The organism is Candidatus Thermoplasmatota archaeon, assembly GCA_018814355.1.
Classification (GTDB): domain Archaea; phylum Thermoplasmatota; class Thermoplasmata; order UBA10834; family UBA10834; genus COMBO-56-21.
This window is the reverse complement of sequence record JAHIZT010000124.1, coordinates 28,339-41,502: the sequence shown is the minus strand read 5'-3', so window position 1 is coordinate 41,502 and position 13,164 is coordinate 28,339. Positions and strand designations below refer to the sequence as shown.

At 55.1% G+C, this 13,164-nt stretch carries 13 protein-coding genes; 5 read left to right on the top strand and 8 right to left on the bottom strand.

Annotation, left to right across the window (positions count from 1 at the left end; genetic code table 11):
- Positions 1-107 precede the first annotated feature (107 nt).
- Entirely contained in the window at positions 108-896 is a 789-nt protein-coding gene (locus KJ653_09430) for an AAA family ATPase (protein MBU0686048.1), read from the bottom strand.
- Positions 897-1,238: 342 nt separating this feature from the next.
- Between KJ653_09430 and KJ653_09425 the strand changes: the two genes are divergently transcribed.
- From KJ653_09425 to KJ653_09415, 3 genes are all read left to right on the top strand, one after another.
- On the top strand, positions 1,239-1,709 hold the full coding sequence (locus tag KJ653_09425) for a GyrI-like domain-containing protein (protein MBU0686047.1): 471 nt from the start codon (positions 1,239-1,241) through the stop codon (positions 1,707-1,709).
- 114 nt (positions 1,710-1,823) lie between these two features.
- Positions 1,824-2,738: an ABC transporter ATP-binding protein gene (locus tag KJ653_09420; GenBank protein MBU0686046.1), complete on the top strand. Its 915-nt coding sequence runs from the start codon at positions 1,824-1,826 to the stop codon at positions 2,736-2,738.
- Complete coding sequence (locus tag KJ653_09415; GenBank protein MBU0686045.1) at positions 2,735-4,621, top strand: PKD domain-containing protein; 1,887 nt, start codon at positions 2,735-2,737, stop codon at positions 4,619-4,621. The genes KJ653_09420 and KJ653_09415 overlap by 4 nt, the downstream gene beginning before the upstream one ends.
- A 103-nt stretch (positions 4,622-4,724) precedes the next feature.
- Here KJ653_09415 and KJ653_09410 read toward each other — a convergent pair whose 3' ends face one another.
- The 3 genes from KJ653_09410 to KJ653_09400 all read right to left on the bottom strand — a co-directional run bounded on the left by KJ653_09410 (position 4,725) and on the right by KJ653_09400 (position 7,660).
- Positions 4,725-5,183, bottom strand: a complete 459-nt coding sequence (locus KJ653_09410; GenBank protein MBU0686044.1) for a hypothetical protein — start codon at positions 5,181-5,183, stop codon at positions 4,725-4,727.
- Positions 5,174-6,655 (bottom strand): CoA-acylating methylmalonate-semialdehyde dehydrogenase, encoded by a 1,482-nt coding sequence (locus KJ653_09405; protein MBU0686043.1) that lies wholly within the window; start codon positions 6,653-6,655, stop codon positions 5,174-5,176. The genes KJ653_09410 and KJ653_09405 overlap by 10 nt, the downstream gene beginning before the upstream one ends.
- Before the next feature lie 459 nt (positions 6,656-7,114).
- Positions 7,115-7,660, bottom strand: coding sequence for a hemerythrin domain-containing protein (locus tag KJ653_09400; GenBank protein MBU0686042.1), 546 nt, complete (start codon positions 7,658-7,660; stop codon positions 7,115-7,117).
- 199 nt (positions 7,661-7,859) lie between these two features.
- Here KJ653_09400 and KJ653_09395 point away from each other — a divergent pair, with 199 nt between their 5' ends.
- A complete protein-coding gene (locus KJ653_09395; GenBank protein ID MBU0686041.1) occupies positions 7,860-8,516 on the top strand; it encodes a hypothetical protein in 657 nt (218 codons plus the stop codon).
- Positions 8,517-8,622: 106 nt separating this feature from the next.
- Here the strand turns inward: KJ653_09395 and KJ653_09390 are convergent, their stop codons facing one another.
- The 3 genes from KJ653_09390 to KJ653_09380 all read right to left on the bottom strand — a co-directional run bounded on the left by KJ653_09390 (position 8,623) and on the right by KJ653_09380 (position 11,413).
- Positions 8,623-9,828, bottom strand: a complete 1,206-nt coding sequence (locus tag KJ653_09390; GenBank protein ID MBU0686040.1) for an aspartate aminotransferase family protein — start codon at positions 9,826-9,828, stop codon at positions 8,623-8,625.
- A gap of 9 nt (positions 9,829-9,837) precedes the next feature.
- Entirely contained in the window at positions 9,838-9,981 is a 144-nt protein-coding gene (locus KJ653_09385; protein ID MBU0686039.1) for a hypothetical protein, read from the bottom strand.
- Between the two features lie 73 nt (positions 9,982-10,054).
- Entirely contained in the window at positions 10,055-11,413 is a 1,359-nt protein-coding gene (locus KJ653_09380) for an acetyl ornithine aminotransferase family protein (GenBank protein ID MBU0686038.1), read from the bottom strand.
- Between the two features lie 103 nt (positions 11,414-11,516).
- Between KJ653_09380 and KJ653_09375 the strand changes: the two genes are divergently transcribed.
- Positions 11,517-12,386: a hypothetical protein gene (locus KJ653_09375; protein MBU0686037.1), complete on the top strand. Its 870-nt coding sequence runs from the start codon at positions 11,517-11,519 to the stop codon at positions 12,384-12,386.
- Here KJ653_09375 and KJ653_09370 read toward each other — a convergent pair.
- Positions 12,383-12,964: a 50S ribosomal protein L15e gene (locus KJ653_09370; protein ID MBU0686036.1), complete on the bottom strand. Its 582-nt coding sequence runs from the start codon at positions 12,962-12,964 to the stop codon at positions 12,383-12,385. The genes KJ653_09375 and KJ653_09370 overlap by 4 nt on opposite strands.
- Positions 12,965-13,164 lie beyond the last annotated feature (200 nt).

The window sequence follows — 13,164 nt, the reverse complement described above, 5'->3', positions numbered from 1 at the left end:
GAGCATCAAGATGCCCGAGTTTCGCACCTGCAGAAATGCATTCCGAGGTTTCAATGGGCGAGTCCCGCTAGTTCGGCAGCGCCGCTGAGGTTTGGCTCGGTGCAACATCAGGGTAGACGACCGAAAGACTGCGGTTTGAATGAGGCATGCCAGAAGTCCGTAACTCTATCTGCCTCATCTTCCCGAAACAGGTTTGCGGCCAACATCACTATACTGTTCTCATCAACCTCGTCGTTGTACAAGGTCGAATAGTTGAGAAGGTTGCCCGTAGTTATTGTTGCGGACAACTCACCTTTGGCGTAAGCATCCCTAGTTCTGCTGGCGAACTCCACAAGGGCTCGGGCGAAACCGTAGGCCACACCTGTCCGTTGCATCAACAACGAAATCTCCGTAGCAGGTGCGAGCCATCTTATTCTAATCGTTTCGAACCGACGACGCAAAGCGGTATTCCCGTGGAAAGTGCCCGAGTAACTGTTCTTCTCAGCCGGGTTCATCGAGATCACAAGCAGATGCTTATCAGATCTGAAGTAAACTTTGCCAGTTTCTGGTATCCTCAGCATTCCTCTGAAGTCTGCCAACGACTCGAGCAATGCCGTGATGCTCGGCGCAGCGTAGTTGAAACCGTCGAGGTAGCACATGATTGCCTCGTATGGCCTACCTCGTTCATCCCTAGTCTGCAGAGGATCGGTTTCGAGCCACTGCAGAATTATGCCTGGACTAGAGGAACTCTTGGCGACGAGCTGTAACCTCGATGTGTCGGCTGTCAGACTTGTCTCCAGTAGAAGTACGTCGTTCTTCGCGCAGTAGTCATGCACTAGCTGGGTTTTTCCACAGCCTGACTCGCCGATGAGACACACGTTCCCCACGTTCTTCAGCAACTTGCCAAATATGTTCATGTAGCCATGTTCATCAACGAACGGCAGAGCATCACCCACCATAGTTGCATTGGGATCTATCCAGGAAAGGCGACAAGAAAGAACATGTATAAGAACGTGGTGTGATGCGACTTCGACATCCGACTATCATCGGCAATGGTCGTTCATGCGTCAAGCCTTAGATTCTGCAGTGAAGAGCTCACATCACATTACATATCTGATAAGGTGCGAGCGACGAGATAGTCGGTGTCTCGGTGCAACAATCCTCCGATTGAGATAGAACTTGTCATTCAAGAATGCAGACGGCTTACTGCACAAAGACTTGAAATACGTTAGATTGACGTTCACCGTTCAGGTGCTATGATGGCGAGTGTAAAGCTTGAATCGAGGAAACCGATGACGATAGCATACATCGAGCATGTCGGGAGCTACAGCAACATACCCTTCGATAGGTACTTCGGCCAACTCTACGGCTGGGCAAAAGAGAACAAGGTCATGCCGGGGTTCCATCCGATGGGAATCTATCATAGCATTCCCAAGGAGACCCCTCCAGAGGAATGCAAGGCAAGCATCGCGATCCCGATCTACGGGAAGGGGAAGCCAAGCGGCGACATCAAGATCAAGAAACTGCCGGCGATGAAAGTAGCCAGCTACTCGCACAAGGGGCCTTCAAGCGAGTATCAGAACTCATACAGCAGGTTGGAGGCCTGGATCAATGAGAAAGGATACACTGTTGCGGCCTGCCCTATGGAGGTCTACAGCAAGAAGCCAGAGGTCGTCAAGAGCGAGACGATCATATATGCGAAAATCATGATGCCGGTCAAGAAGAAGTGATCCGGCTGGGGAGCACGGTCTTCCGACACAGCCAGGAAGCATTATCAATCATGATATCCACTTCTCGGGGATATATGAACCCCGGCCAACCTAGTCAAACGCCGGTGCGTTCATTTGATCGAAGCCAATGGACTATTCAAGGACTTCAGTGCGATACGAGCGCTCGATGATGTCACTATCAAGGTAGGCAGAGGAGAGATCTTCGGTTTCTTCGGCCCGAACGGTGCTGGCAAGACTACATGCATTCGGGTCCTGTGCGGCCTCACGCCCGCTACGCAGGGCGACGCGACCGTCCTCGGTATCGATGTGCGCAAGCATCCTGTCCAGGTGAGGGACAATATCGCAATCCTATCGGAGGAGACTCGGTTCTACGAGGAGATGACCCCGAGGAGATACCTCGACATGTTCGGGAAGCTCATGCTGATGCGCAGGTCAGACAGGCTCTCGGCCCTCAACGGTGCTGCGGACCTTGCGGACCTCCGTGGCTTCATAGATCAGAAGATCGCCTTTCTATCGCAGGGACAGCGTCAGAGGGTCTCCTTGGCCAGAGTCCTCATGACCGATGCTCCGCTGGCGTTCCTAGACGAACCCTTCGAGGGTATCGACATCATCCACAGGCGGAAGCTGAGAGAGCATTTCAAGAAGACCGTCAAGGGCGGCAACACGATCTTCTACACATCCCACAACCTGATCGAGGCAGAGTACATAGTCGACAAGTTCGCGTTCATAAACCACGGGAAGCTTACTGCCGTGGGAACCGCAGAAGAGCTGAAGGACAAGTACCTAGCGCCCGCCTACTTGCTGAGGGTCTCGGACCCGCAGAAGGCCAAGGAGATGCTCAACAGGAGCCTCAGGCTGACGTCCATAAAGATAATCGAAGGCGACGTCGCGCTGACTCTCCAGAGACGACAGGATGCCCCCCAAGTCGCCAAGATCCTAGTTCAAGAGGGAATCGACATCTTCGAGATGAAGAGCATGGGAACGATGGAGGAAGTCTTCGAGCGAACTGCAAGGGGTGATGTAGCATGAACGACGACGAAATGGTGCCAGAACCTCCAGCTCCCCCGAGCGACGACGAATTGCCTCCACCTCCGACTGACATCGTCGCGGAATCGAAGGAATTCCCGGAGCTCAAGGTCAAGAAGCCAAAACCCTTGGCTACAATGCGCCGAGCGTTCATCATCTTCGAGAAGGACATCAGGACGATGGCGAAGCACGGACTTGTCAGCGCAGTGATACTGTTCATTTTCCTTGCAGTTGTTTTCTCCATTATGAGCTTCTCGATGAAGCAGGCAATGCAGTTCAGTTTCGATCAAGGTGGTGATGGCAAGAGCGAAGGGATTCCTGGCGCCTCAGGGGTAGACCCGCCTACCGCGAACGCCACCGTCACTCCAAGCAGGTCCATCGTTGTGGGGACGAGCATCACTCTAGATGCGTCTACGTCGACTGACAATGGTAGAATCGTGTACTACGTCTGGAATACAACCGACGGAGCCCGCGATGTGGACCTCTACGGACAGATAATCCATCTCACATTCTACGCAGTGGGTTCCTACGATGTGGGTGTGACAGTTGTGGATGACGAGTGGAACTTCGGCAAGACTTCCGTCAGAATCGAGGTCGCGCATGCAACGGGATCGACCGATACTGAGGACCCAAACATACCTGGCGCTCCACCGTTCGATGCCAACATAGGGGCACCAGTTGATCTCAACGGTTCAATCGCCACTGACAACGTAGGGGTCGTGAACTGGACATGGATCATTGAGGACGTGAGAGAAACGATACTCTACGGTGAGAACCAATCATATTCATTCAACTACGTTAGTTCCTTCGACCACCCCTTCAGCATTAGACTCGTGGTTCGAGACGCCGCGGGAAACACCGCCCAGCAATGGGCATCGGTCAATGTCCTTAGCATGGGCGGGGACACTGAACAGCCTCAGGCTAGGGCGGACATTCCACAGAACGTTCAAATTGGCGACACTATCCAGCTCTCATCTAGAGACTCGACCGACAATCAGGGTATTTCCTCCACCACCTGGTTCGTGAAGCACAACAACACCATGACCACATTCAACGGAGACACTGTCTCGTTCACGGCCAACGAATTCGGGCCGTATGAGGTGACTTTGATTGTCAGGGACGGTTCTGGCAACTACGGCAGGACAGAAGGAACGACGATCGCAACACCTCCCGGCATGAGCTTCAGCATGATCTCCTGGACCAGCACCCCATTTGATGTGGACATCTCGTTCAACCTGCTGACATATTCCTACGGGATTGCGCTACTGGCTTCGGTCATCTTTGTAGGTGGGTTGTTCGCAAAGGGGTTCACGCACGAGATCACAAAGGGAACAGTCAAAGTGCTGTTCTTCGGACCTATCTCGGTCACCACAATGATCTTCTCGAAAATCCTCTACCCGCTGGTAATCGCCCCGCTCTTCATATTCCCAGTGGTGTTTATCGGCCTTTCGCAATTCGAACAGTCGACTGCAGATGTGCTGAAAATCACACTCATCTCATACCTGATGGCAGCGGTCACCATGGTCAGCGCCGCGTACGGTTCGGCCTTGATTTACATCGTTGCGAAGAAGATGGTGCTGAAGCCCAGCGTCATTTCAAGGATGTTCCTCTACTTCTCGCTGCTCGGCACTCTGACCGTCTTCGAATGGCTGTCGTTCGTGCTCGACCAGTGGCAGAAGACAACGAGCTGGGACGCTCTGTACCATGACTACGCTTGGGTAGCGGTCCTCTCCCCGTTCCACCAGGGCGGCATGTTCCTCTCCAATTCGCTCATCGGGACGCACTGGGCTCTAGACCTCTGGGTGTTCATCATACCTGCAGTCCTGATCATCGGCGGCGCACTCGCCTCGAGCAAGCTCTACGGCGACATCTTCACCAGAGAGTGATTAGAGAATCCACCGAAAGGACCATCGATCGGCATGGACAGATTCACGACGCTCGGAAAAACGAAGAAATGGGTTGGAGGAAGAGGTTTTCAAAGGTCCGGTCTCAGAGCGCATCCAGCTTGGCTTTGTTCGCCTGACTCTCCTTTCCTAGCTTGTCCATGACCCTTGCGGCCTCGGCCATGAGCATCTTCGCGATCTTGGCGGCATCGAGGTAGAACCTGGCTGAAGTCTCCTCGATCTTCCCCGCGAACTTCGCCGCGGTCTTGACATCGACGCCCTTCGGTGTCCTTGTATCAATCAGGTAGTCCTTGCCATTCAAGTCCTGGATGGGTTCGAGAATCATCTCGTTGAGCTTCTGCTGCCTCGTGAACTCAAGCAATTCCCCCCGCTTCTTATGGGCTGCTGCAAGGGCGTTGAACATCTCCGCAGCAGGTGCCGCACGAGGTTCCTTGGCCAGGTCCTCGTATACTCCTGAGGCGCCTTTCTCCAGCTCGAGAGCGAACCTAATCACCGAACCGAACGTATTGCACTCCGGGAAATCACACTCAACCATCAGAACCACCGAGTGATGACAACCTTTCTGTCCGTAAAGAACTTTATGGCGTCCTGACCCTGACCGTGAAGGTCCCCATAGAACGAGCCCTTGTACCCCGCGAACGGGAAGTAGGCCATCGCCGCAACTACGCCGACGTTGATGCCGATGTTCCCGCACTGACATCTGTATCGGAACTCGCGGGCCCACTTGCCGCTCTGTGTGTATATCGATGCGGCGTTTCCGAATGGGCTCGAGTGAATGAAGTCGAGTGCCTCGTCCATGTCCTTCATCCTCATGAAGCTCACGACCGGTCCGAAAATCTCTTCCTGGGCAATCTTCATGTCGGGTGCGACATCGTCGATGACCGTCGGGCCGACGAAGTGGCCCTTCTCGTAGCCAGGCACCTTTGCATTTCTGCCGTCCAGCAGGATCTTGGCACCATCTGCCTCTGCTCCGTCGATGTAATCGATGACCTTCTTCTTGGCCTTGGCGGAGATTACCGGCCCCATGTTCACGCTCTCGTCCATACCATAGCCCATCTTCATTTTTTTCGATGTCTCAACCCACTTCTTAAGGAGCGGCTCGGCCACGTCGCCTATTGCCACCAGGTTCGAGCCCGCGAGGCATCTCTGGCCAGCGCATCCGTAGAAGGACGCGAGCATGTTCGAAACAGTCCTGTCGAGGACCGCGTCCGGCATGACCACGAGGGAGTTCTTGGCCCCGCCCTGAGCTTGAACCCTCTTCCCGTTCTCAGCCGACTTCTTGTAGATGTACTTCGCAACCGGCGTGGAGCCAACAAAGGATATCCCCTTCACCTTCGGGTGCTCCATGAGCGTGTCGGATACCTCATGACTGCCATTCACGATGTTGAGCACCCCGGGTGGGAACCCCGCCTGCTCGACCAGCTTTGTCAAGTAGTTCTGGGTCACTGGCACTTGGCTCGAAGGCTTGATGATATAGGTGTTGCCCGTGGCAACAGCGTATGGCCAGAACCAATATGGTATCATTGCGGGGAAGTTGAACGGGCATACTGCTCCGAAGACGCCCAGAGGAGATGTCACGGCTTCCTCGTCGATGCCCTCAGCTCCGCCATCCTCAAGACTGTATCCCATCATGAGCGATGGAATCCCAGCGGCAGTCTCGACGTTTTCGATCGTCCGCCTTGTCTCGCCTCGCGCCTCGTCGATCGTCTTGCCCTGCTCCTGCACCATTATCCGCGCGATGTTCTCGAAATGCTGTTCCATTATTTCCTTGAGCTTGAAGAACACCCTGGCCCTCGTTATCGGAGGGGTCTCTCTCCACGCCCACCATGCCTCGTCAGCCGCGTCGATGGCGGCTTTGGTCTCATCGACGCTGGACATAGGAACCTGGCCTATGATCTCCCCCGTGGTCGGGTTCTCAATGTCAATGAACTTGCCAGAGGTAGAGTCTATCCACTCCCCGTTCACGTAGTTCTTCAGTTTTCCGTAGTCTTTCTTCACTTCAGACAAGAGTGCCATGCTATCCGTTCTCCTCCGCTAATCTACGATGTAACTTGGCCAGAGGACCTGGCATCTGCTCGAAAAGGCTTGCACTTTCCCCATGCTGAACCCGGATGGCAGGCATGTGCAGGGGATGGAATGAAATCATAAGAAATCTCTCCACTGCCCCCATTCCATTCTTCATTCTATCGTTCCATTCGGAAGATGTTCAGCTTTGTTGGCCTAAATCCGCAGATACGTCAGTGAATCGTGGCCTTGTTCGCCCGAATGTGCTTCCTTGTAATATAGATTGTGGTCGGACCTTTGCCGGCTACGATTCAGCTGAGGATAGTGAAGACGCATCTCTGGCTGTCTACTTCTCAGAGGCCGCGAAAAAGAAGACAAGCCTGGCCAATACAAGGTGCGAATCCCGCACGGAAAAATCGAAAAGCTTCCTGAGAACTGTTTCGAGGAGGAGATGGCCGTACTGCCAGACTCTCAATGATACCTCTTCTCCCACTCCTCGATCATGTGGTGGTACTTCTCGTGCACGCCCGGGCCCATGACCTTCTCCTCTACCTCCTCGAATCCGCGCTCAAGCTCCTCCTGGTCCTCCTCAGTGAGTATCTGATTGGCAAGAGGGTAGAGGATATTGTCCTCCTTCTGGATGTGCTTGGACAGAAGGTCGACGTATGACCTGCTTGCTTTGGTCAATTCATCCATTGTCTTCTTTGTCAATTTCTGCCCCGAGAGCTCAGTTATCTTCTTCACATGTGCCCTTCCGCCCTGGTGCTCTCTCAGCATCACCGAGATTGGGCCAACCTCTCCCGACACACCTCTCGCCTGCATCTTCTCAAAAAGCTGCTTCTCCTCCTTGCTGTGATGGCACTTGTCTGCGAAGTTCTTGAAGAAGTCAACCGCACCCACAAACAGCTCACGCTCCAATTCCTGCCCATCCTCCACTCTGTCACAGGCAACTGACACGATCCCAAGCATCCTCTCGATTACTCTGTGTTCGTTCATCAGATCGTCAGTCGGTTTCATTTACGGGTCATCTCGAGGACAGAGCAACGCTGGGGGGGAGAATAGAGATGTTGCCTTCCTTGTTAGGTTGAGCCGTCTACACCGCGACGCATCTCCAGTCGACATAGGTGCAGTCTGCCTTCTGACAAGCTACGACAACAAGTTCAAAATACGGGTCTTCAGATTCACAAGGCAGAGCCCGTTGAAAACGTGATGCACCATGATTCCTGGTAAGAGAGATGCGATTGACCGCAAGCATCGGGCGTTCATCGAGGACAACTACTCCCCTATTCCGAGAGACGCCGATGAGAAGATCATCGACAACATAGTCTCACTGGCCGAGATGGCCATGGACAAGAGGTACTCCCTCAATGCCGTTCTAGAACAGGCGGCGAAGTTGATCTTCAGACACTTCGATTTCAGAGAGGTGGGCGTCGGCCTGAAAAGCAGGACATCCGACATCTACAAGTACGAAATCCTGCTCGGCTACAGGCCGGACATCATCGACGGTTTCAGGAAACTGAGGTATACATATGAGGATATGGTGAACCAGGACAGGTACCCCAACATCAAGACGGGAAGACTGTCAGAGTTGAACCCAGTCGAGGGCCTCCCCGAAGAGGAGAAGACTCTGTTCAACCGTCCATATCAGTTGACGGTCGTGAGGGAATCACTAGATGACTTCCACGAGGGAGATTACCTTGACTTCTGGATGTACGGTCCCAACAAGGAGCTCATTGGCTGGTTCGAACTGTCCAACCCGATTGCCGGGAAGCTCCCCCCGAGGCGAACGATCAGATGGATAGAGCTGATCGTGAGCATCTGCTCATCGATAGTCATCCAGAGATGGGCGGAAGCAGGTCCGCCTACGAGATGACATGTGGCCATTATCGAACTTGACGAGAGAGAATATGCTGGGTTGCAGCGATTCTGACGTAAGAAGAAGTCAAAATGGGATTAAGGGGTTTCAATGATATGCTGTTCTACGTCATACCGGCTTTCTTGGCCTCTTCCTTGATAGCTGACTCGAGTATGTCCAGGCCCTTCTCGAGAAGGTTCTGCTTGATGACCAACGGCGGGTGCAGCCTGATGACATTGCCGAACTGACCGGCCGTCAAGATATACAGGCCCTTCTTGAAGCAGTTCAGCTGGATGTTCCTGGTGAGCTCGGGCACCGGCTCCTTGCCCTTCTTTGTCCTAACGAGTTCAAGACCAATCATTGCGCCGAGGCCGCGGACATCGCCCACGACCTCTATGTCCTGCTTCCACTCCTTGAGGCGCTTCAACTCGACCTTGTTGATCATCTTCGTGTTGGGCATGGCCTTATTGGTCAGCTTGATGGACTCAAGCGCTCCAGCGCAGCAGACCGGGTTGCCGCCGAAGGTTCCGCCAAGGCTCGCGGGTCCGGGTGCGGACATGATCTCATCCTTGCCCGTGACGCCTCCCAGGGGCATGCCCAGTGACAGGCCCTTACCGGATATGAGCATGTCCGGATCGCACTTCCAGTGCTCTATGCCGAACATCTTGCCAGTCCTGCCGAAGCCCGTCTGGACCTCGTCGTCGATGAACACAACACCGTTGTCGTCGAAGATCTTCCTCATCTTCTCCCAGTAGCCCGGCGGTGGGTTGATGAATCCGCCCTCGCCCTGGATGGGTTCTCCGACCAGGCAACACACATCGCCCTGGAGCGGGGACGTCTCCATGACCGTCCTGATGGTGTCGGCACATGCCAGGGTGCAAGATGGGTACTCAAGGCACAACGGGCATCTGTAGCAGTATGCGAAATCCACGTGCTGGATGTACGGAACCAGTGGGCCGAAGCCTTCCCTGTACGGCTTCTCCTTGCCAGTCAGGGAGATGTCCAGGAAAGTCCTTCCGTGGAACGAGGTCTTGTACGACATGATCCACTTCTTCTTCGTGTACGCCCTGGCGATCTTCACTGCGTTCTCAATCGCCTCGGACCCGCTGTTCAGGAATATGCTCTTCTGCAGGTTTCCCGGGCATATCTTCGCCATCTCCTCGGCGAGCCTCAGGTAGCTCTCGTACGGAGAGACCATGAAGCATATGTGTATGAACTTGTCCAACTGGTCTTGGCACGCCTTGACCATCGCCGCAGGCCTGTGCCCGCAGTTGTGGACTCCGATACCGGAGGTGAAGTCTAGGTAGACGTTCCCGTCGACATCTCTCATGAACGGCCCCTAAGCCACGTCCAGCTCGGCCGGCAGGCCAATTCTGATGCCGTTAGTGATGTACTTCTCCTTTCGAGCCAATGCCTTCCTAGACTTGGGTCCTGGCGGCTCCACCACGATCTTGGGACCCTTCAGCTTGTATGATTTCACCATGTTATCTCCCTCCAAACCTCGGAACAAATGACAATGAAAAGGTTTTGCCAGAGCCGTCCCGTGAACGGCCTGATCACTTGGCCTTCATTACCTCCTTGATGGACTCCTCGAGCGCGTCGAGGCCGGCGTCCAAGAGGTCTCTCGTGATGACCAGCGGAGGCGCGATCCTGAAGCAGTTCTCACCAGCGCCTATCGCGACCACGCCCTTCTTCCAGGCGTGGTGTATGATGTCGTGGGCAGCGTCTCCGTCCTTCTCCTTGGACTTCTTATCCTTGATGATCTCAACGCCTATCATGAGGCCTTTGCCTCTGACATCGCCGACGATCTCGTACTTGTCGACCCATTCCCGGAGCCGCTTGAGCACATATTCACCCTGCTTCGTCGCGTTCTCGCGGAGCTTCTCCTTCTCGATCACGCGCATCGTGGCTAGGGAGGCCTCACATGCCACTGGGGTTCCGCCCAGCGTCGTGCAGTGCGAGCCAGCGGACCAATCATAGATCTCCGCGCGCCCTATCGTCGCGCCCAGAGATATGCCTCCTCCGAGCGCCTTGGACATGCAGACTATGTCGGGTATGACTCCGAAGTGCTCAATTGCGCACCACTTGCCGGTCCTGCCCATGCCTGACTGGACCTCGTCCACGGCGTAGAGGATGCCGTACTTGTCCATGAGCTTCTTCAGTCGTCTGTGGTAATCCTTCGGCGGGACGATGTATCCGCCCTCGCCCTGTATGGGTTCGATCAAGGATGCGGCGACCTCCTGAGGCGGCAGGAACTTCTTCAGAACCCAATCATCGATGAAATCCACGCACCAATAGTCGCACTCGGGGAAGGTCATCTTGTATGGGCACCTGTAGCAATACGCATACGGCACATGCTCCACGCCCGGCATAGTCGGGAAGTACCTGGCCTTCTGACCGATGGAGCTTGCCGTGAAGCTCAGAGCGCCCATCGATCTCCCGTGGAACCCGCCCGTAAAGGCGAGGAACATCGGCCTCTTGCTATGCCATCTGGCGACCTTCGCGAACGCCTCGATGCTCTCGGCACCGCTTCCGCTCAGGAAGACCTTCTTCTGGAAGCTGCCGGGCGTGATCTTGTTGAGTTTCTCGCCCAGCTCTACTGCGTACCGGTAGTAGAAATCCGTGTACGAATAGTGCAGCAGACGCTTCGACTGCTCGCATATGGCCTTGACCACCTCCGGGTGGCAGTGCCCTACATTCATCGCCCCGAGCCCGCTGTTGAAGTCGATATACTCGTTCCCGTCCACGTCCTCGACTATGCAGCCGTGGCCCTTCTCGACCACCATCGGGTAGTAGTAGGGCCGGTTGTACGGAGACAGAACCGCGTTGTCGCGCTTCACCCAAGCTTTTGCCTTTGGTCCGGGGGGCTCACACACTCTTTTCAAAGAAACCTTTGTCTTTCGATTTGTGTTCAATTTACCCCTCTTGGGTTTCTAGAATTACCGAATGCCGAACACCTAATTTAGACTTTGCATGACGCTACGCCCTCCTGTGAAACATTTAATGGAGGAGATGGGCATGGCAGAGCCGATGCCAACGCTGCTCGTAAGGTACGGCGAGATCGGTCTCAAGAGCGAGTCTGTGCGGAGGAGGTTCGAACATCAGCTCTTGGACGACATCAGGAAGAGGCATGTGCTCGCCAACACTGCCTGCGTGATCTCTCAGACAAGAGGGAGGCTGTTCGTGGACTCTGACGACTGGAGGAAGTCGTGCGAGATACTCTCCAGGACCTTTGGCATCGTTTCATTCAGCCCGGTCGAGAGGGCTCCAAGCGACATGGAATCACTGACGAAGTCGGTTGTGGAGTTTTCGAGACCTCTGATGTTCAAGGGCGCGGCGTTCGCCATCAGATCGAGAAGGTCTGGCAACCACAGCTACACCAGCCAGTCGCTGGCGGAGCATCTCGGCGAGGCGGTCCTGAGGGAACATGAAGGCCTCGGGATCAAAGTCGGACTGGACGAGCCGGATGTTGAGATCTTCGTCGAGGTCAGGGACAGGAACGCATACTTGTTCAGTTCGGTGCTGCCAGGCCCTGGTGGAATGCCTCTGGGAAGTCAGGGAAGGGTGCTTTCCGCCGTTGATTCTGAGAATGGCCTCGCATCGACTTGGCTGATGATGAAGCGCGGCAGCAGCGCGCTTGTCGCAACAAGGACCGAATCATTGCTGGAGCCGTTGAGGAAGTGGTACCCTCATCTCAAGATCGTGGAACCGGAGGATGACCTGTTCTCCCTCGCAAGGGCAAACGGGTGCATCGGCATCGCGTTCGCTTGGCGATTGGATGATATCGAGAAGCGCGGCGCGCCCAAGGGCGAGCTCCCGGTCTTCTACCCTCTGGTAGGCATGAGTGAAAAGGAAGTAAGTGGTTTGCTGGACAAGATACGCGGCTAGGTGCCCTGTCTGTTGTGAGCCCTCAACGATGGCCTGTTCTTCTCGACGCCCATGCCCCTCGTCCTCACAAGCCCTCTGCCTTTCTTGCCGGCAGGAGTCAGACCCCTGTTGGCCCTGTTCGAGTGCTTGCTCGAGCAGATCCAGTTCAGCTTCGGGTCGGCCTTGATGACCGGGTGGTTCACATCGACAAGTATGATCTCGTACCACTTGTGCCGGCCGTCCTCACCAACCCAATAGGATGACAGGACCTCCAGGTTCGGATACCTCTTCGAGGTCCTTTCCTCTGCGATCCTCTGGATGCTCTTCCTCATGGTGATCTTCAGGATACCCATTCTCTTCGCCCTGCGCCCCTTCTTGATCCTGTGCTTTCTGAGGCCGCCCTTCCGGACCTTTGCCCGAACGACGACGAAGCCCTGCTTCGCCTTGTAGCCAAGAGTGCGAGCGCGGTCGAGCCTAAGTGGCTTGTCGACCCGGACGAAGGTGCCTTCCTTCCTCCAGTCTACGAGCCTCTGCCACATCAGCCGCTTCATCGCATCGCTGGACGGGTCCTTCCAGGCCTCGCCCATGAAATGATACATGTTCCTAGTGCTGCCGCCCTTCTTCGCCTCAGGGGCTTCTGCCTCTGGCGCAGGTGCAACGGGCGCCTCCGGTGCCTTAGTCTTGCGCTCCTTCTTAGACGGAGCCTTTGTCGCCTCTTCTGCCATTCAAGTCACATCCAGCCGTTCACGGGTTCACGCCTAAGCGCACATTCCCTTGCGAGACCAGGCGGATCTCGCCG